Genomic DNA, 24491 nt, shown 5'->3' with positions numbered 1-24491 from the left:
CCCCCCCCCCCCCCCCCCCCCCCCCCCCCCCCCCCCCCCCCCCCCCCCCCCCCCCCCCCCCCCCCCCCCCCCCCCCCCCCCCCCCCGCCCGCCCCCCCGCCCCCCCCCCCCCCCCCCCCCCCCGCCGAGCACCAGCAGCACCACGTCGAGGACGGTCAGCAGCAGCACCGCCGGGAACGCCAGCCGGCGGAAGCGCGGCGTGCCGGCCAGCGCCGCCACGACGACGGCGGGCAGCGCCAGCACCAGCCCCGCCCAGCCCCACCACTCCGGCGGGCCGGCCGGCCCGAGCACCAGCACCAGCGACGCCCCGCCCAGCAGCAGCGCGCCCACCACCGCCGAGCGCCGCGCGCCGAGCCGGTGCGGCAGCCCGCGGACCCCCGTGGCGAGGTCGTCGGCGATGTCGGGGGCCACGTTCGCCAGGTGCGCGGCCGCCCCCAGCGCCGCGCCGGCCGCCGGCAGCCACCACGGCGCGACCGGGGAGCCCGGCGCCGCGGCCACGACGCCCGCCGGCAGCGCGCCGAATCCGGTCACGTAGGGCACCCCGGACAGCACCGTCCGCTTCAGACCCGCGTTGTAGGCCCATCCGCTGGCGACGAGCACGAGCAGCAGCGCGCCGGGCACGGGGCCGAGCAGCAGCGACAGGACGACGGCCGCCGCGGCGGCCGCGAGGGCCGCCCCCCGCAGCACGGCGGGGTCGACGGCGCCCTGCACGACCGGCTTGTCGGCCCGTGCGACGGCGCGGTCGCGGTCGGCGTCGAGCCAGTCGTTGCTCCAGCCGATGGACGCCTGACCTGCGAGGACGGCCAGCCCCACGAGGGCCACGCGCCCGGCGGGCAGCGCCGCGGCGACCGCGAGCAGCGTCGCGACGACGGTGACGGCGGCCGCCGGAGGGGCGTGCGTGGCGAGGACGAGGGCGCGCACGGGTGCGGCCCGGACCGGCCTCGCACGCACACCGACCACGCCCTGTCAACCCCTTCCCGGGAGTTCATCAGGCCTCTGACCTGCGCTTATCCGCCGTCGGGCCATTCCGGGCGTCAGTGTGCCGTGCTAACCTGTAACCAGCGAAAGGGGTCACACACACATGGGCTTCACTGTCGGCGAGACCGTCGTCTACCCGCACCACGGTGCCGCGCTCATCGAGGCGATCGAGACGCGGGTGATCAAGGGTGAAGAGAAGGCCTACCTCGTGCTGAAGGTCGCCCAGGGCGACCTGACCGTGCGCGTGCCGGCCGACAACGCAGAGATCGTCGGCGTCCGCGACGTCGTCGGTCAGGACGGGCTCAACCGCGTGTTCGAGGTCCTGCGGGCCCCGCACACCGAGGAGCCGACCAACTGGTCCCGCCGCTACAAGGCCAACCTCGAGAAGCTGGCCTCCGGTGACGTGAACAAGGTGGCCGAGGTCGTCCGCGACCTGTGGCGCCGCGACAAGGACCGTGGCCTCTCCGCCGGGGAGAAGCGCATGCTCTCCAAGGCCCGCCAGATCCTGGTGAGCGAGCTCGCCCTCGCCGAGGGCACCAACGAGGACAAGGCCGAGGTCCTCCTCGACGAGGTCCTCGCCAGCTGAGCTCCGCCGCACCTCTGCTCCACCAGACCACTCCCGTGTCCGCGGTCGGCATCGTCGCCGCGGCCGGGAGTGGTCTGCGTCTGGGGGCCGCCCGGCCCAAGGCGCTCGTGCCGCTCGGCGGCCGGCCGCTGGTCGCCTGGGCGGTGGCCACGCTCCTCGACGGCGGCGTCGACGAGGTGGTGGTGGCCGTCCCCGCCGCCGACCGCGACGCGTTCGCGGCGGTGCTGCCGGACGGGGTCCGCCTCGTCGAGGGCGGCGCCACCCGCACCGCCTCGGTCCGCGCCGCGCTGGCCGCCGTCCCGGGGGAGGCGGCGGCGGTCCTCGTGCACGACGCGGCCCGCCCGCTCACCCCGCCCGCCGTCGTCGCCCGGGTGCTCGACGCGCTGCGCGCCGGCGCCCCCGCGGTGGTCCCGGTGCTGCCGGTCGTCGACACCACCGTCGCCGTCGACGCCGGGGGCACGGTCACCGCCGCGCCCGACCGCGCGACACTGCGCCGCGTGCAGACCCCGCAGGGCTTCTCGCGCCGCGTCCTCGTCGAGGCCTACGACGCGCTGCCCGACGGCGTCGAGCTCACCGACGACGCGGCCGTCGTCCGGGCCGCCGGCGTCCCCGTGGGCACCGTGGCCGGCGACGAGCGGGCCGCCAAGGTCACCGTGGCCCACGACCTCGCGCTCGCCGAGCTGCAGGTCGCCGGCATCCCGGGGCCGTCGTGACCGAGCTGCCCCGCGTCGGCCTCGGCGTCGACGTGCACCCCGTCGAGCCCGGCCGGCCCTGCTGGCTGGCCGGCCTCGAGTGGCCCGGTGCCGACGGCTGCGCCGGGCACTCCGACGGCGACGTCGCCGCGCACGCGCTCACCGACGCGGTGCTCTCCGCGGCCGGCCTCGGCGACATCGGCGGCCTGCTCGGCACCGACGACCCGCGCTGGGCCGGGGCCCGCGGCGCCGCCGTCCTCGAGCACGTGCGGGAGACCCTGGCGGCGGCGGGCTGGCGGGTCGGCAACGCCGCCGTCCAGCTGGTCGCGCCGACGCCGAAGCTCGGCCCGCGCCGCGCGGAGGCCGAGGCGGTGCTGTCGGCGGCGCTGGGTGCCCCGGTCAGCGTCACCGCCACCACCACCGACGGGCTCGGGCTGGTCGGGCGCGGGGAGGGGCGGGCCGCCCTCGCGACGGCGCTGGTCGTCCGGATCGGGTCCGTAGACTCCGCGCAGTGAGCCTCCGCCTGTACGACACGGCCGCCCGCGCGGTCCGCGACTTCACGCCCCTGCGTGCCGGCCAGGCCTCCATGTACGTCTGCGGGCTCACCGTCCAGGGCCCGCCCCACGTCGGGCACGTGCGCGCCGCCCTCGTCTTCGACGTCCTGCGCAGCTGGCTCGAGCACGGCTCCGGCCTCGACGTCGCGCTGGTCCGCAACGTCACCGACATCGACGACAAGATCCTCACCAAGGCCGCCGAGCACGGCGTCGAGTGGTGGGCGTGGGCCTACGAGAACGAGCTCGCGTGCACCCGCGCCTACGACGTCCTCGGGGTGCGGCCGCCCACCTACGAACCCCGCGCCACCGGCCACGTGCCGGACATGGTCGGGCTCATCGAGCGTCTGATCGAGCGCGGGCACGCCTACGCCGTCGACGGCGACGTCTACTTCGACGTCCGCTCGTTCCCGGAGTACGGCGCGCTCACCCGGCAGCGGCTCGCCGACCTCGAGCCCGCCGGCGACACCGACACCGACGACCGCAAGCGCGACCCGCGCGACTTCGCGCTGTGGAAGGCGCACAAGCCCGGCGAGCCGGAGACCGCGGCGTGGCCGACGCCCTGGGGCCGCGGCCGCCCCGGCTGGCACCTGGAGTGCTCGGCCATGGCCGGGCGCTACCTGGGCCCGGACTTCGACGTCCACGGCGGCGGGCTCGACCTGCGCTTCCCGCACCACGAGAACGAGCAGGCCCAGTCCCGCGCGGCCGGCGACGGCTTCGCCCGCTACTGGATGCACAACGGCTGGGTCACCCTCGGCGGCGAGAAGATGAGCAAGTCGCTCGGCAACACCGCGCTCGTCGACGAGGTCGTGCAGCGCGTGCGCCCGGTCGAGCTGCGCTACTACCTGGTCGCCCCGCACTACCGGTCGACGATCGAGTTCACCGACGCCGCGCTGGCCGAGGCGGGCGCCGCCTACCGCCGCATCGAGTCGTTCGTGCAGCGCGCCGCCGAGCAGGTCGGCGGCGACGTCGGGACCTCGCTGCCCGAGGCGTTCCGCGCCGCGATGGACGACGACCTGAGCACGCCGGCCGCCGTCGCCGTCGTGCACGACACCGTCCGGCAGGGCAACACCGCCCTCGCCGACGGCGACGACGACGCGACGCGCGCCGCCCTCGGCGCGGTCCGGGGGATGCTGGGCGTGCTGGGGCTCGACCCGCTCGACCCCCGCTGGGCCGCGTCCGGCGGCGACGACCGGCTGGCCGGCGTCACCGACGGGCTGGTCCGGCTGGCGCTCGAGCAGCGGCAGGCCGCGCGCGCCCGCAAGGACTACGCGGCGGCCGACGCGCTGCGCGACCAGCTCACCGCCCTCGGCCTGCAGGTCGAGGACACCCCGCAGGGACCCCGATGGGAGCTGACCCGCTGATGGCCGGCAACAGCCAGCGCCGCGGCCGCACGAGCGGTGCCGGCAAGAAGACCGCCACCGCCGGCACCGGTGGCAAGAACCGCCGGTCGCTCGCCGGCCGCGGGGCGACCCCGCCGGCCGAGCAGCGCACCGGCCACCCGGCGCAGCGCCGGGCGCAGGCCGACGCCCGCCGCCGCGCCGAGCGCGACCGCAGCCGCCAGCGCGCCGAGGAGGCGCCGGAGCTGCTGCTCGGGCGCAACCCGGTCGTGGAGGCGCTGCGGGCGGAGATCCCGGCGACCGCGCTCTACGTCGTCACGGGGGAGTCGACCCGCACCGACGAGCGGATCACCGAGGCGGTGCAGCTGGCCGGCGACCGCGGCCTGCCGCTGCTCGAGGTGGGCAAGGCCGAGTTCGACCGGATGTCCAACGGCGCGCTGCACCAGGGCATCGGGCTGCAGGTGCCGCCGTACTCCTACGCGCACCCCGACGACCTGCTCGACCTGGCCCGCGACTCCGGCCGCCCGCCGCTCGTCGTCGCCATGGACGGCATCACCGACCCGCGCAACCTCGGCGCGGTCGTGCGCTCGGCGGCCGCGTTCGCCGCGCACGGCGTCGTCGTGCCGCAGCGTCGCTCGGTGGGCATGACGGCCTCCGCCTGGCGCACCAGCGCCGGCGCGGCCGCCCGGCTGCCGGTGGCGCGCGCGGTCAACCTCGCCCGTGCGCTGGCCTCCTACCAGGACGCCGGCCTGCAGACCGTCGGTCTCGCCGGCGACGGTGACATGGACCTGCACGACTACGACGGCCTGGCCGACCCGGTCGCGCTCGTGGTGGGCGCCGAGGGCACCGGGCTGTCGCGGCTGGTCCGCGAGCGCTGCGACGTCGTCCTGCGCATCCCCATCGCCCGCGACACCGAGTCGCTCAACGTGAGCGTCGCGGCCGGCATCGCGCTGTACGCGGCGGCGCAGGCCCGGAGGTAGGTCTCAGCCCAGCAGCTGGGCGACGGTGTAGATCACCAGTCCGGCGAGGCCGCCGACGACGGTGCCGTTGATCCGGATGAACTGCAGGTCGCGGCCCACCTGCAGCTCGATGCGCCGGCTGGTCTCCTCGGTGTCCCAGCGGGCGACGGTCGTGCCGACGACGTCGGCGACGTCGCCGGCGAAGCGCTCGACGAGGTAGCCGGCCACCCGCACCGACTGCCGCTGCACCAGCTCGCGCACCCGCGGGTCGGTGCGCAGCAGCCGGGCGCCGTCGCGGACGAGGCCGGTGACGCGGGCCCGCAGCTCGGAGTCCGGGTCGGCGGCGGCGGCGAGGAACGACGTCTTGGCGTTGGTCCACAGCGACGACGACCAGGTGCGCACCGCTGGGTGCTCGAGCAGCTGCTTCTTGAACGCCTCGACGGAGGCCGCCGTGTCGGGGTCGGTGCGCAGCGCGTGCACGTAGGCGCGCAGCCGGGCGTCGTAGACCCGGCGCAGCTCGTGGTCGCGGGCGTCGCCGACCTCGTGCAGGAAGCCCTGCAGCGCGGCGAACACCCGGTCGAACACCCGGTCGTCGACCCAGTCGGGCACCCACGCCGGGGAGGCGTCGCCGAGCTGGGCGCGGAAGACGACGCGGTTCTCCTCGAGGAAGCGGCCGAGGAAGCGCAGCGCCGCCGACAGGACCTCCTGGTGCCGATCGCCCTCGACGACCAGCTCCAGCACCCGGGCCAGCACCGGCGCGGCCGGCGTCTCGTGCAGCCGGCGGTCGACCAGCCCGGCCACGGCCTCCTGCACGTCGTCGTCGCGGAGCAGGTCGGTGAGCCCGGTGAGGGCGGCGGCCGCGTCGCCGGAGAGCCGCTCGGCCCGGCCGGGGGCGGCCAGGAAGTCGCCGAGCCGGCCGGGGACGTCGACGGTGGCCAGCTTGTCCTCGACCACCGCGCGGGTCAGGAAGTTCTCCTGCACGAAGGTGCCCAGGCTCGCGCCGATCTGGTCCTTCTTGCGCGGGATGATCGCCGTGTGCGGGATGGGGATCCGCAGCGGGTGCCGGAACAGCGCGGTGACGGCGAACCAGTCGGCCAGCGCGCCCACCATCGAGGCCTCGGCGGTCGCGCGGACGTACCCGACCCAGGCGCCGGCGTCCTCGCCGATCAGCACGCAGGCGAGGAACACCGCGGCGGCGAACAGGAACAGGCCGGTCGCCAGCCGCTTCATCCGGCGCAGGCCCTCGGCGCGGGCGGGGTCGTCCAGCGAGGAGGTCAGGGGCACGGACGACGACACCCTCCCGAGCCTATGCGGCGCGGGAGGGTGCCCGTGGGCGGCCGGGAGGTCAGCCGGCACTGCTGCCGAGGGTCACCTCGACGGTCGTGGTCTCCCCGCCGCGGCGGACGGTGAGGGTCACGTCGTCGCCGGGGGCGGCGCTGCGCACCGCGGCGGTGAGCTCGGTGGAGCTGGTCACCGGCCGGTCGCCGACGGCGGTGACGACATCGCCGGCCTGCAGCCCCGCGTCGGCCGCCGCGCCGCCGGGCTGCACCTGCACCACCTGCGCGCCGGTGCCGACCTCGCTGCCGGCGCTGCCGTCGGTGGCGGTCTGCGCGCTGACGCCCAGGACGGCGTGGGTGGCGCTGCCGGTGGAGATGATCTCGTCGGCGATCCGCTTCGCGGTGTTGGCCGGGATGGCGAACCCGACGCCGATGTTGCCGCTCTGCGACGACGAGCCGGGCGCGCCCGACGCCACCGACGCGATGGCGGTGTTGATGCCGATCACCTCGCCGGCCGCGTCGACCAGCGCGCCGCCGGAGTTGCCCGGGTTGATCGCCGCGTCGGTCTGCAGGGCGTCGATGACGGTGGCGTCGTCCTGGGTGGAGCCGGTGGCCACGGCCCGGTTCGTCGCGCTGACGATGCCGTCGGTGACGGTGTCGGACAGGCCCAGCGGGGCGCCGATCGCGACGGCGAGGTCCCCGACCTGCACGTCGTCGGAGTCGGCGAAGGTGGCCGGGGTCAGGCCGCTCGCGTCCTGCAGCCGGATCACCGCGAGGTCGGAGGTGGGGTCGGTGCCGACGACGGTGGCGTCGTAGAGCGTGCCGTCGGAGGTGCGCACCTGGACGGTGGCGGAGTCGGTGGAGCTGTCGAGGGTCACCACGTGGTCGTTGGTGAGCACGTAGCCGTCGTCGGTGAGCACGACGCCGGAGCCGCTGCCCGAGCCCGAGCCGCTGGTCACGTAGACGGTGACGACGCTCGGCGAGGCCTTCGCGGCCGCGGCGGTGACGGCGGTGGCGCTCTCGGGGTCCTGGATGACCACCGACTGGGCGGCGACGGGGCTCGTGCCCGCGGTCGCGCCGCCGGCGGTCAGCGCCACGACGCCGGCCCCGGCGCCGCCGCCGATGAGCGCGCCGGCGAGCAGGCCGGCGACACCGATCCGCACCCGACCGACCCGGCGGGCCGGCGCGGCGGGCACCAGCGGCGGGGGCAGGGTGGCGGTGGCGGTCATCCCGTGCGGGTACCAGGTCCCGCCGGACGGCGGCGGCGTCCACCCCGGGGTCGCGCCCGCGGGCTGCTGCGACGGGTCGGTGGGGGGCTGCTGTCCGGTCATCGTCCTCGGTCCTCCTCCTGGGCGGCACCCCGCCGCCTCGGGACCGACTGTCGGCGGGCGGTCTGGTGGCGCCCTGCGGGCCGCCTGTGAGGTGTCTGGACGCCGGTCAGCGGGGGAGGCCGGGGAGCACCCGGCCGCGGGCCACCAGCTCGGTGACGATCCACACGGCGAGCACCTCGGCGGCCAGCAGCCCGACCAGCACCAGCAGCTGCGCGGCGCCGGCGGCCGTCGGGCTGCCACCGCCGAGCAGGACGCCGACGTAGGCGCCGGGCAGCGTGACCAGCCCGACCGTGCGGGTCTGGTCCAGCGGCGGCACGAGCGCGGTGGCGGCCGAGGGGCGGCCGACCTCGAGGACGGCGTCGCGGGGGAGCAGCCCGAGGGCGAGCGCGGCCTCGACCTCGCCGCGGCGCCCGGCCAGCTCGTCGCGCAGGCGCCGGCCGGCCAGCGACGTCGCCGTCATCGCCCCGCCGATGACGATGCCCGCGACCGGGATGACCGCCTCGCCGCGCAGCGGGACGGTGCCGCTGGCGAGGACCAGCGCCACGACCGGCGCCGCGCCGCCGGCCACCGCGAGCGCCGCCGTCGCCACCCGGCGGGCCGCCCCGGGCGACCGCAGCGGCAGGCCGGTGACCCGCCCCGCCGCGGTGACCGACGCGACGGTGACCATGACCAGCACGAACGCCGCCGACAGCCACAGCGAGCGGACGACGGCCAGCAGCACCGCCGACACCGCGGCCAACTGCGCGGTGGCCCGCAGCGCCGCGACGGCGACCGGCCGCTCCTGCCCGAGCCCGGACAGCCGGCCCCCGGCCGCGGCCAGCGCGGTGAGCAGCGCCAGGACGACGGCCAGCGGCAGGCCGGGCTCGACGACGGAGGTCCCCACGTGCGGCGATCCTGCCGGGCGGCGTCCGGCGCGCCGCGACACGCCCGTGCACGGTGTGCGACCGGACGGTCGCGGGGTAGGAGGGGAGCCCGGCCGGTCCCCTGGGAGCGGCCGGGCTCGTCCTGCCCGGCCTGCCCTCCTGGAGGCTGCTCGTGTCCGACCGCGGACTGCCCGCCCGCCTGCTCCTGGGGCTCGCCGCCCTCACCGCGACGGCGGTGGCCGTCGTCGGCGGGCTCGCCCTGCGACCGCCCGGGCTGCTGGCGGTGGGGCTGGCGGCGGTCGTCACCGCCTGCCTCGCCGGTGGCGTCGCGCGGGAGTCCGGCGCCGAGTCCGGCGCGCCCGCCGACGGCCGCACCCCGCTGGAGGCGGCCTGGCGCACCGGCGTCGCCACGATCGGCGTCCTGCTGTTCATGTCCGGCACCGCCGCGCTCGGCGGCCCGGTGCTCACCGTGCTGGCCGGCGCCGTGCTCGCCGTCGGCGGGCTCGGGCTGTGGCTGCTGCACGCCGGGCGCCCGCCGCGGCGCAACGCCGTCCCGGCGCCGCCGTCGTCCGGGGGTGCGGCGCCGGCCGCGGGGCCGCGCCCGGTGGGCGCGCGGCCGGCGGAGGCCCGCGCCACGGTGACGTTCTCCCCGCCGGTGGCGACGCTGTCGACCGCGGCGCTGGGGCGGGAGTGGCTGAGCACCTCGACGGCGCTGGGCGGCCGGCTGGAGGCCGGCACCCGGCAGTCGGTCGTGCGCCGCCGCGAGGAGGTCCTCGACGAGCTCGAGCGGCGGGACCCGGAGGGCTTCGCCCGGTGGCTGGCCGACGGCGCGCTGGGCAGCGACCCGGCGGGCTACCTGCGGGAGGGCCCGGCCGCCGGCACCGACGCCGCCGCCTGAGCCGCCGGCTCGAACACCACTCCGGGGTCGACGTTCATCACGACCTCGCAGTCGCAGAAGCCGCCGTACTCCTCGAGTCCCTCGTGCAGGCGGTCGAGCGCGATGCCCTGCCGGGCCGCCCACTCGTCGGTGGCACGGGTGGTCTGGTCGCAGCCGGACGCGGCGAGCAGCGCCTCGACGTGCCCGCGCAGCGCGTCGAGCTGCGTGCGGTCCAGCGGCAGGAGGGAGGTCCCGTCGTCGGTGGGTGCCACGTCGGGATCATCGGCAGCCCGGGCGCGGACTCGACCCGTCCGCCGCGGCCGCGCCCGCCGTGTCCCTATCCTCGTGGTGCCGGGGACGGAGTCCCCGGTCCCGCCGGCGTGGCGCAACTGGTAGCGCACCCGACTTGTAATCGGGCGGTTGGGGGTTCGAGTCCCCCCGTCGGCTCAGTCGAAGCTGCCGGCCCCGCCGACGCGGTAGGGGAAGCGGGCCTCCACCCGGGCGTCGCGGCGCCGCTCGGCGCGCTCCTCGCGGATCCGCGCCGCCGTGCCCGCGGGGTAGCCGGCCTTGGCCACCCGGTGCTCGGTCGTCTCCACGATGAACGCCATCGAGTACATGAGACCCACCAGCACGCCCCCGAGCGCCGCCGTCAGCCGGTAGACCAGCGGCACGGGCACGAACAGGCAGAGCGCGACCAGCGGCGAGAGCTGCACCAGCGAGCGCGTGACGTGCCGCCGCACCCAGCCCGGCCGGGTCGTGTCCGACAGCACCCAGGCGGACAGGTCGCGGGGCAGCCGGCCGCCGAGGGCGTAGCGGAGCCACTGCAGGGCCGTGGGGGACGCCGGGGCGGCGTCGTGCCGGATGGTGCGCACGCGACGACGGTAGGCCCGTCCGGCCGGTCGCGTGCCTCCGCAGCGTCACGCCCGGCGGCGCCGCGTGACCGACACGCGTCCCGGGCGTGGCCCGCGCCGCGCCGCCCTCCGGCCGGGCCGCCGCGGAGCAGACTGCGGCCCGGCCGGAGGGAGGAGACCTCGTGCGCATCGCCCACCTGCTCCACCGCAAGGGTCCCGACGTCGTCACCGTCGAGCCCGGCGCCGGCGTCCGGGAGGCGCTGGCGCTGATGGCCCACCACGGCGTCGGCGCGCTCGTCGTCTCGCCGGGGGAGGGCCGGGTCGCCGGCATCCTGTCCGAGCGCGACGTCGTCCGCGCGCTGCACGCCTCGGGTGACGCCGTCCTCGACGGGCCGGTGTCGGCGCTCATGACCGCCGAGGTGCACACCTGCCCGCCCGGCGCCTCGGTGCACGACCTGGCCCGCACGATGACCGACCGCCGCGTGCGGCACGTCCCCGTCGTCGAGGACGGCAGGCTGGTCGGCATCGTCTCGATCGGCGACGTCGTCAAGGCGCGCCTCGACGAGCTCGAGGAGGAGCGCGCCCACCTCGTCGACTACATCCAGGCGGGCTGACCCCCGGGCGTAGCGTGCCCGCCGTGGACGAGCGGCGGGCGGGCACCGCGGCGGGGCTGTCGGCCTACCTGCTGTGGGGCTGCTTCCCGCTGTACTTCCCGCTCCTCGAGCCCGCCGGCGGCGTGGAGATCGTCGCCCACCGGGTGGTCTGGTCGCTGGTCTTCGTCGCCCTGCTGCTGACGGCGCTGCGCCGCTGGCCGCTGGTGCGGGCCGCGGTCACCGACCCGCGGACGATGCTGGTGCTCGCCGGCGCCTCGGCGCTGATCGCCGCCAACTGGCTGGTGTTCGTCTACGGCGTCAACTCCGGCCACGTCGTCGAGACCTCGCTCGGCTACTTCGTCAACCCGCTGGTGAGCGTCCTGCTCGGCGTCGTCGTCTTCGCCGAGCGGCTGCGGCCGCTGCAGTGGACGGCGGTCGGGCTGGCGGGCGTCGCGGTCGTCGTCCTGACCGTCGACCACGGCCGCCCGCCGTGGATCGCGCTGACCCTCGCCGCCACGTTCGGCGCCTACGGGCTGCTCAAGAAGCTGGTCCGGGTGGAGGCCGCGCCGGGGTTGTTCGTGGAGACGGCGGTGGCGTTCGTGCCGGCGCTGGTCCTCCTCGGCGTCCTGCACGGCACCGGCCGGGGGACGGCGGGCAGCGAGGGCACCGGCCACCTGCTGCTGCTCGTGGCCTCGGGCATCGCGACGGCGGTGCCGCTGCTGCTGTTCGCCGCGGCGGCCCGGCGGATCCCCCTGTCGACGATCGGCCTGCTGCAGTACGTGACGCCGCTGATGCAGCTCGCGCTGGGCGTCTTCGTCTTCCACGAGCCCATGCCGCCGGCGCGGCTGGCCGGCTTCGCGATCGTCTGGGCGGCGCTGGCCGTGTTCACCGTCGACAGCCTCCGCGCCGCGCGTGCGGCGGGCCGCCGGGCCGCGGCCGAGCAGGTGCCGGCCGTGGCCTGACGCCGCGCGCGAGCACGCGCGGAACGTCGGTACCCGGGCCTACCGTCGTGGGTGACGGCTTCCCCCCGATCGAACGGACCCGACCATGACCCCCGACCCAGCCCCCGCGGTCTCCCCGCCGGGGGGCTCGGCGTCCGGTGAGGTCCCCGCGCAGCCCGCGGGCCTGACCCGGCGCGAGCACGAGATGCTGGCCTTCGAACGGCAGTGGTGGCGCCGCGCCGGCGCCAAGGAGACGGCGATCCGCGAGCAGTTCGGCGTCCCGCCGACGCGGTACTACCAGGTGCTCAACGCCCTGGTCGACCGGCCCGCGGCTCTCGCCGCCGACCCCATGCTGGTGCGCCGGTTGCGGCATCTGCGCACCGCGCGGCGCGCGCGTCGTTCACCGTCCCTCCTGGGCAAGGGCTCTCCTGCCATCTAGATTTGGTCACCGTGGGCAGGCACGCGGCGTCAGGTGGTGACCAACCGGACCGGCCGTCAGCCCCGGTGGCCGGTGGGCGACGCCGCACCGACCAGCCCGCCGACCGCCCGGTGCCCGAGTTCGGGGCCGACACCCTGGCCCCTGGCTACGGGGACCTGAGCGACCACCCCACGACGCCCGGCCCGCTACGCAGCCGCGCCGACCGGCGCCGCGACGCGCTGCTCGGCGACGAGACCGACCGGCGCCGCCTGACCGGTGGCCCGGGAGCGCCCGCGGCCGCCCCGGCCCGGCCGTCCGCCCGGCCGCCCCGCCCGGCGGCGCCCACGCCGGCACCCGCCCAGCCCGCCACCTCACAGGCGCCGGCGCAGGCCCCGCCGGCCCGCCCGCAGCCCGCCGCGCCCCCGGCCGGGCGCGGTCGTACCCCTGCCGCGCGGCCGCCGGTGCCGGTGAACGGGGCGACCCGCCAGGCGCCGGCCGCGCAGCCGCCCGCCGCGCCGGCGCCCCCGGCTCCGCAGAAGCCCGCCGTGCCGCCCACCGCGGTGCGGCTGCCGGCGCCGCCGCCGAAGCCCGAGGCGCAGGCCCCGGCGCGGCCGGCCGCCCCCGAGACCTCCGTGGCGCCGTTCCAGGCGGTGCCCAGCCCCGCCCCCGACGCCCCCGCGCCGGACCGGCCCGCCGACCGGCAGCGGCCGGAGCGACCCCCGGCCCAGGCCCCCGCGGTCCAGGCCCCTGCGGCCCGGGCCCAGGCCCCGGCCGCCCCGGCCGGCGCGCCGGCCACCGCGGCCGCTCCCACCGTGGCCCCCGGCCCAGGCGCCACGCCCTACCGCGACTGGACCCGCCCGAAGGGTGCCCCCGAGCCCGCCGCACCCCCCGCCCCGGCCACCACGGCGATCCCGGACCGGGAGCCCGCCCGGGCCCGCGCCGCCGCGCCGCTGACCGAGGCGATCCCGGAGCGCGAGCCGGCCCGCGCCCGCGCCGCGGCGCCCCTGACCGAGGCCATCCCGGACCGCGAGCCGGCCCGCGCCCGCGCCGCGGCGCCGCTCACCGAGGCCATCCCGGACCGGCAGCCCGTCCGCACCCGCGAGGGACGCGACGACCGCGGCGACCGGGACGAGCGCCGGCCCGAGCGTCCCGAGACCGGCCCGGCCACCGGCGGCACCGGTGTCGTCGGCAACCGCGCCGCCATGCGCGCCGAGCGCCAGGCCCGGGAGGCCGAGCGCCAGGCGATGGAGGCCGAGCGCCGCAAGGCCGCCCGCCGCGCCGGTGTCTCGCGCGCCGCCCTGCGCGCCGCCGAGGGGGAGGACGCCCCGCCGCGGGGGCGCCGCACGGGGCTCCTGCTGCTCGCCGTCGTGGTGGTCGCGCTCGTCGTGCTCGGCGTCTACAGCTTCACCTCCCCGGCGGCGCAGGAGGCGGGCTCCACCACGCCGCCGGCCACCACCAGCGCGCCCGCTCCCGCACCCACCGCGCCGCCCAGCGGGGCGCTGCCACCGCTGTCGGTCGAGCCGCTGCCGCCGGTCGACCAGGCGCCCAGCACGCCGGTGCGCGTCCCGGTCACCGTGCTGAACGCCACGTCCACCAGCGGCCTGGCCGCCGACGTCGCCGCGCAGCTGGGTGCCCAGGGCTGGACCTCGGCCGGCGTCGGCTCCTACGACGGCCCCGACGTCGCCGTCACCACGGTCTTCTTCACCGCGGGCGACGAGACGCAGCGCCAGTCCGCCCTGCAGCTCATGGACGCCTTCCCGGCGGTGCAGACCGGCCCCGTCGACCGGTTCTTCGAGGTCCCCGGCGTGGCCGACCCGGGCCTGGTCGTCGTCGTCACCGGCGAGTGGCAGTCCTGACCGTCGCCTGCGATCCACCGCACGGCCGCCGCCGGAACCCGGGCGCGACACCGTCCGTTGGCCGCTCCGTGCGTTCCGCCCGCGCGGCCCTCGGTGCCGTGCTCGCCCTGCTGGTCACCGGCACGGTCCTCGTCTCGCTCCCCGGCACCGCGGTGGCCGCCGAGGACGTCCGCACGGAGGACGCCCGCGTCCCCTCCGGTTCCGGCGCGGACGCCGTCGAGCTCGACACCACGCTGTACCTGCCTGCCTCGGCCACCGCGGACGCCCCGGCGCCGGCCGTCGTCCTGGCGCACGGCTTCGGCGGCAGCAAGCGGTCGGTGGCCGACGACGCGCAGGACCTCGCGGGCCGCGGCTTCGTCGTCCTGACGTACTCGGCGCGCGGGTTCGGCGAGAGCACCGGCCAGATCGGCCTCGACGACCCGCGCTACGAGGTCGCCGACCTCTCCACGCTGCTCGACCTGCTCGCCGAGCGCGACGACGTCCTCCTCGACGGCGACGGCGACCCGCGGGTCGGCGTGGCCGGCGCCTCGTACGGCGGGGCGCTGTCGCTGCTCGGCGCCGCCTACGACGACCGGGTCGACGCCATCGCGCCGCAGATCACCTGGAACTCGCTGACCGCCGCGCTCTTCCCGTCGCAGACCGGCGCGGCCGACGACGCGCAGGCGCCCACGACGCCCGCCGCGACGCCGCAGACCGAGGGCACCGGCGTCTACAAGCGCCTGTGGGCCGGGCTGTTCTTCGGCGTCGGCTCGGTCCCCACCGGCGGACTGCTCGACGCGCTCGGCGGCGGGGGAGCGGGCGACGCCGGCGACGACGAGGGCACCACCGAGGACACCACCGCCGACACCGGCGGCGCGGCCCCGGCGTCCGCCCCGTCCCTGCCGCAGCTGCCCGACCTGGCCGGCGTCGACCCCGCGGCGGTGGAGCAGGCGCTGACCTGCGGCCGGTTCCGCGCCGACATCTGCGCCGCCTACCAGGACTCCGCCGCCACCGGCACCCTCACGCCCGAGGTGGCCGCGGTCCTCGACCGCAGCAGCCCGGCCGCCGTCCTCGACCGGATCACCGCGCCGACCCTGCTCGTGCAGGGCACCGAGGACTCGCTGTTCGGCCTCGGCCAGGCCGACGCCAACGCCCGCGGGATCGCCGCCAACGGCACCGAGGTGAAGGTCGTCTGGTACGCCGGGGGCCACGACTCGCAGGCCTCCGAGCGCGAGACCGCCGAGCTGCGCGACCTGGTCGCCGGCTGGTTCTCCTGGCACCTGCGCGACGGGGACGACCCGGCCCGCGGCGAGGACCCCGGCACCGGCTTCCAGTACCCCGCGCCGACCGGCCTGGGCAGCACGCTGGGCAGCGTCCAGGGCGGCACCCAGAGCGTCGTCGCCGACGCCTACCCGGGCCTCGACGGCGCCGCGTCGACCGAGCGCACCGACCTCGCCCTCGACGGCCCGCTGCAGCCGGTGGTCACCCCGGCCGGCGGCACGCCCGCGGCGATCACCACGGTGCCAGGCCTCGGGTCGATCGCCTCCGCGCTGGCCGGCACCGCCGTCGAGATCCCCGGCCAGTTCGCCGCGTTCTCCACCGAGCCGCTCGACGAGGCCGTCGAGGTGGTCGGCGCCCCCACCGTCGACCTCGCCGTCGCCTCGCCCAGCGGCACCGCGACGCTGTTCGCCAAGGTCTACGACGTCGGCCCCGACGGCGCGCAGACCCTGCCCGGCGGGCTGGTGGCGCCGCTGTCGCTGACCGGGCTGTCGGCCGACCCGACGGCGCCGACCGAGGTCACCGTCACGCTGCCGGGCATCGTGCACCGCTTCGAGGCCGGCCACACGATGCGCGTCGTCGTCTCCTCCACCGACCAGGCGTTCGCCCTCCCGGCCGAGGCGGGCGTATACTCCGTCGCGCTGGCCGGCGCGGGCAACGGGGGCAGCGCGCTCGCCGTCCCGACGGTCGAGGGGCAGGCGCAGGCCGACGGCGGCACCTCGCGCTGGTGGCTGCTGCTCGGCGCCGTCGTCCTCCTCGGCCTGCTCGGCTGGGCCGCGGCGGTCCTGTGGGGCCGCCGCCGTCGACGGGTCACCTCCGTCGTCGAGCCCGACGGCGAGGACGTGCCGCTGCGCTTCGAGGGCGTGACCAAGGCCTACAAGGACGGCTTCGTGGCGGTGAAGGACCTCTCCTTCGAGGTCCGCCGCGGCCAGGTGCTCGGCCTGCTCGGGCCCAACGGCGCGGGCAAGACGACGTCGCTGCGGATGCTCATGGGCCTGATCCGCCCGAACGCCGGCCGGATCAGCGTCTTCGGCCACGCCGCCGGCCCCGGGGCGCCGGTGCTGTCGCGGCTGGGCTCCTTCGTCGAGGGCACCGGCCTCATGCCGCACCTCTCGGGCCGCGACAACCTCACCCTCTACTGGGCCGCCACCGGCCGGCCGGCGGAGGACGCGCACATGGAGGAGGCGATCGAGGTCGCCGGCCTCGGCGCCGCCATCGACCGCCCGGTGCGCCGCTACAGCCAGGGCATGCGCCAGCGGGTGGCCATCGCCCAGGCGATGCTCGGCCTGCCCGACCTGCTGGTGCTCGACGAGCCGACCAACGGCCTCGACCCGCCGCAGATCCACGCGATGCGCGAGGTGCTGCAGTCCTACGCCGCCACCGGCCGCACGGTCATCGTGTCCAGCCACCTGCTCAGCGAGATCGAGCAGACCTGCACCCACGTGGTGGTCATGGCGCGGGGCCAGAAGATCGCGCAGGGGACGGTCGAGGAGATCGTCGGCACCGGGGGTGCGGTGCTCGTCGGGCTCGCCGACGACTCCGACGCCGACCGCGCGTCCGCCGTCCTGTCCGGGCTGCCCGGGGTCACCGTCGAGCGCACCGACGAGGGCCTGGTCGCCGACCTCGGCGCGCAGACCTCCCGGGCGCAGGCGCTGCAGGCGCTGGTGGCCGCCGACGTCGCCGTCGACCAGTTCACGCCGCGCCGCCGCCTGGAGGACGCGTTCCTGGCCCTGGTGGGGGAGAGCTGATGACCGCGACGGAGCACGTCCAGCCCACCGGGGCGGTCGCCGGCTACCGCCCCGGCCGCACGCTGCGGCTGTCGGTGGAGCTGCGCCGGCAGTTCAAGCGGCGGCGCACCATCGGCGTCTTCGCGCTCATGGTGGCCCTCCCGCTGGTGCTCATCGCCGCGCTGCAGCTCGGCGCCAGCGAGGAGGCCTCGGAGAACACCCGGATCAACCTCGTCGACGTCGCCACCTCCAGCGGGCTGAACTTCACGCTGTTCGTGCTGTTCGCGACGACGTCGTTTTTCCTCGTGGTGGTCTACGCGCTGTTCTTCGGCGACACCGTGGCCAGCGAGGCGCAGTGGGGGTCGCTGCGGTACACGCTGGCCACCCCGGTCCCGCGGGCGCGGCTGCTCCGGCAGAAGTGGGTCGCCGCGCTGGTGCTCTCGGTCGCGGCGCTGCTCACGCTCGCGGTGGTCGCCGTCGTGGCCGGCGGGATCGCCTTCGGCTTCGACGACATCCGGACGCCGATCGGGGTGACCCTGTCGCAGGGCGAGGGCCTGCTCCGGCTGGCCGGGATGCTCGGCTACCTCGCCGTCCACCTGCTCGTCGTCGGGGCGCTCGCGTTCTGGCTGTCCACGGTCACCGACGCGCCGCTGGCCGCCGTCGGCGGGGCGGTGTTCACGATGGTCGTGTTCGCGATCCTCGACCAGGTCGAGCAGCTCGGCGCCATCCGCGACTGGTTCCCCACGGCGGAGGAGTTCGCCTGGACCGACCTGCTGCAGACGCCGGTCGACTCCTCCGACCTCTTCCGCGGCGTCATCCAGTCGCTGGTCTACGCCGCGGTCTTCACCGCCCTGGCGTTCCGCTCCTTCTCCCGCCGCGACGTCACGAGCTAGAGCGAGGCCCGTACCGCCTGGGCCCAGCCGACGCCCATCGCCTCGTCGGTGACCGACGCGTTCGGGACGGCGGCCAGCAGCCCGGCCATGCCGTCGACCTCGGCCCCGTTCGCGGTGATCCACAGCCGGCCGACGGCGGGCGCCATCTCCAGGTCGCTGGCGCTGTCGCCGATCGCGACGGCGTCGGCGGGGTCGACGCCGCGCCGCTCGAGGTCCCAGGCGATCGCCTCGCCCTTGGAGATGCCGCGCGGCATCAGGTGGTAGACCCGGGCCAGCTGCCCCTCGGGCGCGAGGTCGAGCTTCGCCGTCGCCGGGATGGCGCCGTTGTCCTTGAGCGTCAGCCAGCCCAGGCCCCGCTCGGTCAGCCAGGCGTCGACGGCGACCGGGTCGACGTAGCCGCGCAGCAGCGCGTCGCCCTCGTGCGTGGTGTGCCAGGGCGCGTGCCACTCCAGCCGGCCCGGGTGGGCGGCGCACAGCGCGTCGACGACGCCGAGCTCGGCCATCACGTCCATCGGCGTGCGCCCGGCGTACTCCGCGGGCAGCGCGCCGGTGAGCTGGTGGCGCGACCGGCCGCCCTTCCACGTGACGAGCGAGCCCAACTCGGCGATCGCGCCGTCGGCGGCGAAGATCCGCCCGGCCTCGGTGACCTGGTCGGCGGTGCGCCCGCTGACGATCACCAGCGCCACCCCGGCGGTGTGCAGCTCGAGGAGGGCGGCCGCGGGCTCGGCGGTGGGAGAGCCGTCGGAGGCGTGCCAGAACGACCCCCGCGGGCCGACCATCGTGCCGTCGAGGTCGGTGTAGACGATGCGCGCAGCCACACGCCCAGCATGGCCGGGACCGGGACCGCCGCCGGACCCCGGGTAGACTCGGGGCGTTCCACTCATCCAGAGGGGCAGAGGGACACGGCCCGACGAAGCCCCGGCAACCGCGCTCGCGCGAGCGGCGAGAGGTGCCAATTCCGTCCCGCGCGGCTCGACGGCCCGACGCGGGGAAGATGAGGAGGTAGTCGTCGCATGACCCTGACCGCTCCCGGTTCTGTCCAGGCCGACTCCGCTGCCGGCGGCCCCGTGCCGCCCAGCCCCGCCCGCGGCCTCGTCTGTCGCAACTGCGGCGCCACCTTCGGCCTGATCGCCGAGCACGCGTGCGCGGAGTGCTTCGGCCCGCTGGAGGTCGACTACGACCCCGAGCTGATGGCCGCCGTCACCCGCGAGCAGATCGAGGCCGGCCCGCAGAACATCTGGCGCTACGCCGCCCTGCTGCCCGTGGGCCAGGACCCGGCCGACCGCGTCTCGCTCGACCCGGGCATGACGCCGCTGGTCCGCGCCGACCGGCTCGCCGCCGAGCTCGGCATCACCGGCGGCCTGTGGGTCAAGGACGACTCGGCCAACCCGACGCACTCGTTCAAGGACCGCGTGGTCAGCCTCGCCGCCACCGCGGCCAAGCGGCTCGGCTACCGCAAGATCGCCGCCGCCTCGACCGGCAACCTGGCGAACTCCGTGGCCGCCCACGCCGCCCGCGTCGGCCTGCCGTCCTACGTCTTCATCCCGTCCGACCTGGAGCCCGGCAAGGTCGTGCAGTCGGCGGTCTACGGGCAGACGCTGGTCGCCGTCGACGGCTCCTACGACGACGTCAACCGGCTCACCAGCGAGCTCGCCGAGACCGATGAGTTCGAGGACACCGCCTTCGTCAACCAGAACGTGCGGCCCTACTACGCCGAGGGCTCGAAGACGATGGGCTACGAGATCGCCGAGCAGCTCGGCTGGCGCATCCCGGCCCAGGTCGTCATCCCGATGGCGTCGGGCTCGCTGCTCACCAAGGTCGACAAGGCCTGGCGGGAGCTGGTCAAGGCCGGGATCGTCGCCGACACCGAGTGGCGCGTGTTCGGCGCCCAGTCGGCCGGCTGCGACCCGATCGCCACCGCCTTCGACAACGGCTGGGACGTCGTCAAGCCGGTCAAGCCCACCGGCATCGCGAAGTCGCTGAACATCGGCAACCCCGCCGACGGCCCGTACGCGCTCGACGCCATCCGCCGCACCGGCGGGTCGGTCGGCCGGGTGGGCGACGAGCAGATCGTCGAGGGCATCCGCGACCTCGCCCGCACCACCGGCGTCTTCGCCGAGACCGCCGGCGGCGTCACCGTCGCGGTGCTCCGGCAGCTGGTCGAGGACGGCCGGCTCGACCCCACGCAGGAGACCGTCGTCCTCAACACCGGGGAGGGCCTCAAGACCCTCGACCCGCTGCTGCCGGTGGTCGGGTTCACCCACCGGGTGGAGCCCTCGCTGCGGTCGGTCCGGTCGGCGGGCCTCATCTCCTGAGGCGTAGAGTCCTCGTCAGCGCCGATCCGGTCGGGTGACATCCCCGACCCGATCGTGGCCGAGTCGTGTGGGGAGGATCTCCCCGCGTCGGCCTCCTTGTTGTACCGTCTCGCGCGGTCAGTTCCACGCACGTGATCACGGGCGGAAGAGCTGGATCCCGGCCCCCGGATCACGGGGGTCGTCCGCACGCACGACCGTGGGAGCGCACGTGGCACAGGGCACCGTGAAGTGGTTCAACGCCGAGAAGGGCTTCGGCTTCATCGCCGTCGACGGCGGCCAGGACGTCTTCGTCCACTACTCGGCCATCCAGATGGACGGCTACAAGAGCCTCGACGAGGGCCAGCGCGTGTCCTTCGAGGTCGTCCAGGGCGAGAAGGGCCCGCAGGCCGACGCCGTCCGCGCCGTCTGACCCTGCGCCCGTCCCGAGGCCCGGTCCCCCGCGGGGGCCGGGCCTCGGTCGTGCCCGGGGCCAGGACGAGAGGAGCGGCCGTGCCGCGCTGGAGGATCACCTACCTGGAGGACGCGCCGGCGCTGGCGCACCGGCCGGGGCTGGAGCTCAAGTACGACGACGGGCGCAACCGCGTGTGGCTGCCCACCGGGGACGGCGCGGTGCTGGTCGAGCGGCTGGACCCCGCGACGGGGGTCTGGCACGCCGACCCGCCGAGGGACTGACCCGCCCCGGGGAACAGCCGGCCCCCACCCCCCGTTCTTGCACTCGGCAGGTGCGAGTGCCAGACTTCCGGTTGGCACTCGACAGTGCCGAGTGCCAATCAGGTCGGAACGGTGAGGCACCGGAGCGCGGACCGACGGAGCGTCCGCGGCGCCGGTGTCGTCCGTCGCGGGCGCCGGTCCCGGCCGTGCAGCGATCCATGCATGGAGGACATCACCACATGGCCAAGATGATCGCCTTCGAGGAAGAGGCGCGCCGCGGCCTCGAGCGGGGCATGAACACCCTCGCCGACGCCGTCAAGGTGACGCTCGGCCCCAAGGGCCGCAACGTCGTCCTCGAGAAGAAGTGGGGCGCTCCCACCATCACCAACGACGGTGTGAGCATCGCCAAGGAGATCGAGCTCGAGGACCCCTGGGAGAAGATCGGCGCCGAGCTGGTCAAGGAGGTCGCGAAGAAGACCGACGACGTCGCGGGTGACGGCACCACCACCGCCACCGTGCTCGCCCAGGCGCTCGTCCGCGAGGGTCTGCGCAACGTCGCCGCCGGCGCGAACCCGATGGCCCTGAAGAAGGGCATCGAGAAGGCCGTCGCCTCGGTCACCGAGTACCTCCTCTCGACCGCCAAGGACGTCGAGACCAAGGAGCAGATCGCCGCCACCGCGTCGATCTCCGCCGCTGACCCCGCCATCGGCGAGCTCATCGCCGAGGCGATGGACAAGGTCGGCAAGGAAGGCGTCATCACCGTCGAGGAGAGCAACACCTTCGGCCTCGAGCTCGAGCTCACCGAGGGCATGCGCTTCGACAAGGGCTACATCTCGCCCTACTTCGTGACCGACCCCGAGCGCATGGAGGCCGTCCTCGACGACCCGTACGTGCTCGTCGTCAACTCGAAGATCAGCTCGGTCAAGGACCTGCTCCCGCTGCTGGAGAAGGTCATGCAGTCGGGCAAGCCGCTGGCCATCATCGCCGAGGACGTCGAGGGCGAGGCCCTCGCGACCCTGGTCGTGAACAAGATCCGCGGCACCTTCAAGTCGCTGGCCGTCAAGGCCCCCGGCTTCGGCGACCGCCGCAAGGCCATGCTGACCGACATCGCCATCCTCACCGGTGGCCAGGTCATCAGCGAGGAGGTCGGCCTCAAGCTCGACACCGCCGACGTCTCCCTCCTGGGCCGCGCCCGCAAGGTCGTCGTCACCAAGGACGAGACGACGATCGTCGAGGGCGCCGGTGACAGCGAGCAGATCGCCGGCCGGGTCAACCAGATCCGCAACGAGATCGACAAGTCGGACTCCGACTACGACCGCGAGAAGCTCCAGGAGCGCCTGGCCAAGCTGGCCGGTGGCGTCGCCGTCATCAAGGCCGGCGCCGCAACCGAGGTCGAGCTCAAGGAGCGCAAGCACCGCATCGAGGACGCGGTGCGCAACGCCAAGGCCGCCGTCGAGGAGGGCATCGTCGCCGGTGGTGGCGTCGCCCTCGCGCAGGCCACCGCCGTCGCGTTCGACAAGCTCGAGCTCGAGGGTGACGAGGCGACCGGTGCCAACATCGTGCGCGTTGCGCTCGAGGCCCCGCTGAAGCAGATCGCCGTCAACGCCGGCCTCGAGGGCGGCGTCGTGGCGGAGAAGGTGCGCAACTCCGAGGTGGGCCACGGCCTCAACGCCGCCACCGGCGAGTACGTGGACCTGGTCTCGGCCGGCATCATCGACCCGGCCAAGGTCACCCGCTCGGCGCTGCAGAACGCCGCCTCCATCGCGGCGCTCTTCCTCACCACCGAGGCCGTCATCGCCGACAAGCCGGAGAAGTCCGCCCCGGCCATGCCGGGCGCCGACGGCGGCATGGGCGGCATGGACTTCTGAGTCCCGCCCGCTCCTCGCACTGAGGGGCACCGCACCACCAGCACTGCCCGGCAGGGGCGGTCCCGCACCACGCGGGGCCGCCCCTGTCGGCGTCCGCGCGGCGTTCCGCGGAGGACGACCACACGGTGAGCGCCCTCTCCGCCGGCGGGAGAGGGCTCCTGCCGTGTGGTCGTCCCGGGCGCCCCTACGGTGACCTCGTGCCCGGGGCCCTGTCGTGCAGGACTGGATGCTCGAGGCTCTGGCGGTGGCCCTGCGCGATGCGGGTTGTCCCGCCCCCGTGGCACACCGGCTCGCTCGAGGCGTGCGACTGGCCGAGCGGGACGGCGAGTGGCTCGCCCTCCTCGGCAGGCACGGCACCGGCGTAGCCGCGACTTCGGGGAAGTCGTCGTCCGCGGACGGCTCCAGGCGACGACTTCCCTGAAGTCGTCGATGGGCGACGGGCGTCAGTCCCGCGGGGGCGGGAAGCAGCAGAACTCGTTGCCCTCGGGGTCGGCGAGCACGTCCCAGCCGATCTCCCCGGCGTCCTCGTCCGCCTCGTGGCCGGGGCGCTCGTCGGACGCCCGCACCACCGTGGCACCGGCGGCCTGCAGCGCTGCGGAGTCGCCGACGACGTCGAGGTGCACGCGGTTCTTCACCACCTTCTCCTCGGGCACCGGGTTGACCCAGATCAGCGGCCCGGCGCCCGCCGGGTCGACGATCGGCACCGGCCACTCCCGCGGCCGCGTCCAGCCCGGCTCGGGTGGCGCCACCTCGTCCCGGCGGACGTAGCCCATGGCGGCGCACCACCAGTCGGCGAGCGCCTGGTGGTCGCGGGCGTCGATGCAGAGGTCCTTGAAGCGGGCGGGTGCGTCGGCCATGGGGGCGCAGGGTAGGCCGACGGCGTGGCCGTGGTGATCGGGACCTCGGGGTGGCAGTACCGCGACTGGCGCGGCCGCTTCTACCCGCAGCGCCTGCCGCAGCGGCTGTGGCTGGAGCACCACGCGCAGCACTTCGCCACGGTCGAGAGCAACGCGGCCTTCTACCGGCTGCCCGCCCGCGAGACCTTCGCCGCCTGGCGCGAGCGCACCCCGCCCGACTACCGCTGGGCGGTCAAGGCGAGCCGCTTCCTCACCCACGTCAAGCGGCTGCGCGAGCCCGAGGAGCCGGTGGCCCGCCTCGTGCAGCACGCCGAGGGCCTCGGCGACCGGCTCGACGTCGTCCTGCTGCAGCTGCCGCCCACGCTCAAGGCCGACGCCGGCCTGCTGCGCGACTGCCTCGCCTGCTTCCCGCCCGGCGTCCGCGTCGCCGTCGAGCCGCGGCACGTCACGTGGGAGACCGACGAGGTCCGCGACCTGCTCGAGCGCTACGGCGCGGCGCTGTGCTGGGCCGACCGCGCCGAGCGGCCGGTCACCCCGCTGTGGCGCACCGCCGGCTGGGGCTACCTCCGGCTGCACACCGGCGCGGAGGGCTGGGGCTACCCGCCGGCGGTGCTCGAGGAGTGGGCACAGCGCCTGGCGGCGGCCTACGCCGACGACGAGGACGTGTTCGTCTACCTCAACAACGACCCGGGCGGGGCCGCCGTCGTCGACGCCGTCGCGCTGGCCGGCGCGGTGCGGCGGGCCGGGCGCACACCCACCCGCGTGCCGACCCCGGAGCAGGCCACCGGATCGGCCTGGGCGGCCGCCTGA

25 protein-coding genes, 1 tRNA gene and 1 riboswitch are annotated in these 24491 nt (G+C 76.3%); of the genes, 18 read left to right on the top strand and 8 right to left on the bottom strand.

Annotated features, from left to right (window positions below):
* Positions 1 to 921, bottom strand: a 921-nt coding sequence (locus ACI78R_RS13140) for a UbiA family prenyltransferase (RefSeq protein WP_457041038.1), incomplete at its 3' end; no start/stop codon positions are given.
* Between the two features lie 160 nt (positions 922 to 1081).
* Here ACI78R_RS13140 and ACI78R_RS13135 point away from each other — a divergent pair.
* From ACI78R_RS13135 to rlmB, 5 genes are read left to right on the top strand one after another with little or no spacing between them, the layout of a single operon-like run.
* Positions 1082 to 1564 carry a CarD family transcriptional regulator gene (locus ACI78R_RS13135; RefSeq protein WP_073418385.1) on the top strand — a complete coding sequence of 161 codons (483 nt, stop codon included), beginning with the start codon at positions 1082 to 1084 and terminating at the stop codon, positions 1562 to 1564.
* A gap of 35 nt (positions 1565 to 1599) precedes the next feature.
* The gene (gene ispD / locus ACI78R_RS13130; protein WP_457041037.1) at positions 1600 to 2277 is read left to right on the top strand and encodes a 2-C-methyl-D-erythritol 4-phosphate cytidylyltransferase; all 678 of its coding nucleotides are present in this window, start codon (positions 1600 to 1602) and stop codon (positions 2275 to 2277) included.
* A complete protein-coding gene (gene ispF, locus ACI78R_RS13125) occupies positions 2274 to 2771 on the top strand; it encodes a 2-C-methyl-D-erythritol 2,4-cyclodiphosphate synthase (protein ID WP_073418387.1) in 498 nt (165 codons plus the stop codon). The genes ispD and ispF overlap by 4 nt, the downstream gene beginning before the upstream one ends.
* Positions 2768 to 4171, top strand: a complete 1404-nt coding sequence (gene cysS / locus ACI78R_RS13120) for a cysteine--tRNA ligase (RefSeq protein WP_457041036.1) — start codon at positions 2768 to 2770, stop codon at positions 4169 to 4171. The genes ispF and cysS overlap by 4 nt, the downstream gene beginning before the upstream one ends.
* Positions 4153 to 5127, top strand: a complete 975-nt coding sequence (gene rlmB, locus ACI78R_RS13115) for a 23S rRNA (guanosine(2251)-2'-O)-methyltransferase RlmB (RefSeq protein ID WP_245794248.1) — start codon at positions 4153 to 4155, stop codon at positions 5125 to 5127. Before cysS ends, rlmB begins: the two co-directional genes overlap by 19 nt.
* A gap of 3 nt (positions 5128 to 5130) precedes the next feature.
* Here rlmB and ACI78R_RS13110 read toward each other — a convergent pair whose 3' ends face one another.
* The 3 genes from ACI78R_RS13110 to ACI78R_RS13100 all read right to left on the bottom strand — a co-directional run bounded on the left by ACI78R_RS13110 (position 5131) and on the right by ACI78R_RS13100 (position 8597).
* On the bottom strand, positions 5131 to 6390 hold the full coding sequence (locus ACI78R_RS13110) for a DUF445 domain-containing protein (protein ID WP_457041035.1): 1260 nt from the start codon (positions 6388 to 6390) through the stop codon (positions 5131 to 5133).
* 61 nt (positions 6391 to 6451) lie between these two features.
* Entirely contained in the window at positions 6452 to 7714 is a 1263-nt protein-coding gene (locus tag ACI78R_RS13105; protein WP_457041034.1) for a S1C family serine protease, read from the bottom strand.
* A 106-nt stretch (positions 7715 to 7820) separates the two neighbouring features.
* On the bottom strand, positions 7821 to 8597 hold the full coding sequence (locus ACI78R_RS13100) for an ABC transporter permease (RefSeq protein WP_457041033.1): 777 nt from the start codon (positions 8595 to 8597) through the stop codon (positions 7821 to 7823).
* A gap of 152 nt (positions 8598 to 8749) precedes the next feature.
* Here ACI78R_RS13100 and ACI78R_RS13095 point away from each other — a divergent pair, with 152 nt between their 5' ends.
* Positions 8750 to 9475, top strand: coding sequence for a hypothetical protein (locus ACI78R_RS13095; protein ID WP_457041032.1), 726 nt, complete (start codon positions 8750 to 8752; stop codon positions 9473 to 9475).
* On the opposite strand, the gene ACI78R_RS13090 is transcribed toward ACI78R_RS13095, so the two are convergent.
* On the bottom strand, positions 9430 to 9726 hold the full coding sequence (locus ACI78R_RS13090) for a DUF2695 domain-containing protein (RefSeq protein ID WP_457041031.1): 297 nt from the start codon (positions 9724 to 9726) through the stop codon (positions 9430 to 9432). The genes ACI78R_RS13095 and ACI78R_RS13090 overlap by 46 nt on opposite strands.
* A 102-nt stretch (positions 9727 to 9828) precedes the next feature.
* On the opposite strand from ACI78R_RS13090, the gene ACI78R_RS13085 reads away from it, so the two are divergent.
* Positions 9829 to 9901 (top strand) — tRNA-Thr (locus ACI78R_RS13085).
* Here the strand turns inward: ACI78R_RS13085 and ACI78R_RS13080 are convergent.
* Positions 9901 to 10326 (bottom strand): DUF5313 family protein, encoded by a 426-nt coding sequence (locus ACI78R_RS13080; RefSeq protein WP_454556058.1) that lies wholly within the window; start codon positions 10324 to 10326, stop codon positions 9901 to 9903. The two genes, ACI78R_RS13085 and ACI78R_RS13080, sit on opposite strands and share 1 nt — an antisense overlap.
* Before the next feature lie 161 nt (positions 10327 to 10487).
* Here ACI78R_RS13080 and ACI78R_RS13075 point away from each other — a divergent pair, with 161 nt between their 5' ends.
* From ACI78R_RS13075 to ACI78R_RS13050, 6 genes are all read left to right on the top strand, one after another.
* On the top strand, positions 10488 to 10919 hold the full coding sequence (locus ACI78R_RS13075) for a CBS domain-containing protein (RefSeq protein WP_457041030.1): 432 nt from the start codon (positions 10488 to 10490) through the stop codon (positions 10917 to 10919).
* A 23-nt stretch (positions 10920 to 10942) separates the two neighbouring features.
* Positions 10943 to 11860 (top strand): EamA family transporter RarD, encoded by a 918-nt coding sequence (gene rarD, locus ACI78R_RS13070; RefSeq protein ID WP_457041029.1) that lies wholly within the window; start codon positions 10943 to 10945, stop codon positions 11858 to 11860.
* Between the two features lie 85 nt (positions 11861 to 11945).
* Positions 11946 to 12278 carry a DUF3263 domain-containing protein gene (locus ACI78R_RS13065; protein ID WP_457041028.1) on the top strand — a complete coding sequence of 111 codons (333 nt, stop codon included), beginning with the start codon at positions 11946 to 11948 and terminating at the stop codon, positions 12276 to 12278.
* A gap of 110 nt (positions 12279 to 12388) precedes the next feature.
* The gene (locus ACI78R_RS13060) at positions 12389 to 14113 is read left to right on the top strand and encodes a LytR C-terminal domain-containing protein (protein ID WP_457041027.1); all 1725 of its coding nucleotides are present in this window, start codon (positions 12389 to 12391) and stop codon (positions 14111 to 14113) included.
* A gap of 68 nt (positions 14114 to 14181) precedes the next feature.
* On the top strand, positions 14182 to 17118 hold the full coding sequence (locus tag ACI78R_RS13055) for an alpha/beta fold hydrolase (protein ID WP_457041026.1): 2937 nt from the start codon (positions 14182 to 14184) through the stop codon (positions 17116 to 17118).
* Positions 17118 to 17990, top strand: a complete 873-nt coding sequence (locus tag ACI78R_RS13050) for an ABC transporter permease (RefSeq protein ID WP_073418407.1) — start codon at positions 17118 to 17120, stop codon at positions 17988 to 17990. The genes ACI78R_RS13055 and ACI78R_RS13050 overlap by 1 nt, the downstream gene beginning before the upstream one ends.
* On the opposite strand, the gene ACI78R_RS13045 is transcribed toward ACI78R_RS13050, so the two are convergent.
* The gene (locus tag ACI78R_RS13045) at positions 17987 to 18808 is read right to left on the bottom strand and encodes an HAD family hydrolase (protein WP_457041025.1); all 822 of its coding nucleotides are present in this window, start codon (positions 18806 to 18808) and stop codon (positions 17987 to 17989) included. The two genes, ACI78R_RS13050 and ACI78R_RS13045, sit on opposite strands and share 4 nt — an antisense overlap.
* 59 nt (positions 18809 to 18867) lie before the next feature.
* A riboswitch (SAM riboswitch) is annotated at positions 18868 to 18991 on the top strand.
* Positions 18992 to 19003: 12 nt separating this feature from the next.
* Between ACI78R_RS13045 and thrC the strand changes: the two genes are divergently transcribed.
* From thrC to groL, 4 genes are all read left to right on the top strand, one after another.
* Positions 19004 to 20305, top strand: coding sequence for a threonine synthase (gene thrC / locus ACI78R_RS13040; protein WP_457041024.1), 1302 nt, complete (start codon positions 19004 to 19006; stop codon positions 20303 to 20305).
* A 208-nt stretch (positions 20306 to 20513) separates the two neighbouring features.
* Complete coding sequence (locus ACI78R_RS13035; protein WP_073418412.1) at positions 20514 to 20714, top strand: cold-shock protein; 201 nt, start codon at positions 20514 to 20516, stop codon at positions 20712 to 20714.
* 80 nt (positions 20715 to 20794) lie between these two features.
* On the top strand, positions 20795 to 20977 hold the full coding sequence (locus ACI78R_RS13030) for a hypothetical protein (RefSeq protein ID WP_457041023.1): 183 nt from the start codon (positions 20795 to 20797) through the stop codon (positions 20975 to 20977).
* 218 nt (positions 20978 to 21195) lie between these two features.
* Positions 21196 to 22824, top strand: coding sequence for a chaperonin GroEL (gene groL / locus ACI78R_RS13025; RefSeq protein WP_073418416.1), 1629 nt, complete (start codon positions 21196 to 21198; stop codon positions 22822 to 22824).
* Positions 22825 to 23267: 443 nt separating this feature from the next.
* On the opposite strand, the gene ACI78R_RS13020 is transcribed toward groL, so the two are convergent.
* Entirely contained in the window at positions 23268 to 23681 is a 414-nt protein-coding gene (locus ACI78R_RS13020; protein ID WP_073418418.1) for a VOC family protein, read from the bottom strand.
* A 24-nt stretch (positions 23682 to 23705) separates the two neighbouring features.
* Between ACI78R_RS13020 and ACI78R_RS13015 the strand changes: the two genes are divergently transcribed.
* Entirely contained in the window at positions 23706 to 24491 is a 786-nt protein-coding gene (locus tag ACI78R_RS13015; RefSeq protein ID WP_457041022.1) for a DUF72 domain-containing protein, read from the top strand.

It is taken from the genome of Geodermatophilus sp. SYSU D01106, from assembly GCF_054049995.1.
The sequence above is the reverse complement of the archived record's forward strand: the minus strand, read 5'-3'. Positions and strand labels throughout refer to the sequence as shown.

Bases quoted from the DNA above. Each gene is read 5' to 3' on its own strand.
- rlmB (WP_245794248.1), top strand. From the start codon at position 4,153: ATGGGAGCTGACCCGCTGATGGCCGGCAACAGCCAGCGCCGCGGCCGC.
- ACI78R_RS13020 (WP_073418418.1), bottom strand. From the start codon at position 23,681: ATGGCCGACGCACCCGCCCGCTTCAAGGACCTCTGCATCGACGCCCGC.
- groL (WP_073418416.1), top strand. From the start codon at position 21,196: ATGGCCAAGATGATCGCCTTCGAGGAAGAGGCGCGCCGCGGCCTCGAG.
- ACI78R_RS13105 (WP_457041034.1), bottom strand. From the start codon at position 7,714: ATGACCGGACAGCAGCCCCCCACCGACCCGTCGCAGCAGCCCGCGGGC.
- thrC (WP_457041024.1), top strand. From the start codon at position 19,004: ATGACCCTGACCGCTCCCGGTTCTGTCCAGGCCGACTCCGCTGCCGGC.
- ACI78R_RS13065 (WP_457041028.1), top strand. From the start codon at position 11,946: ATGACCCCCGACCCAGCCCCCGCGGTCTCCCCGCCGGGGGGCTCGGCG.
- ACI78R_RS13135 (WP_073418385.1), top strand. From the start codon at position 1,082: ATGGGCTTCACTGTCGGCGAGACCGTCGTCTACCCGCACCACGGTGCC.
- ACI78R_RS13050 (WP_073418407.1), top strand. From the start codon at position 17,118: ATGACCGCGACGGAGCACGTCCAGCCCACCGGGGCGGTCGCCGGCTAC.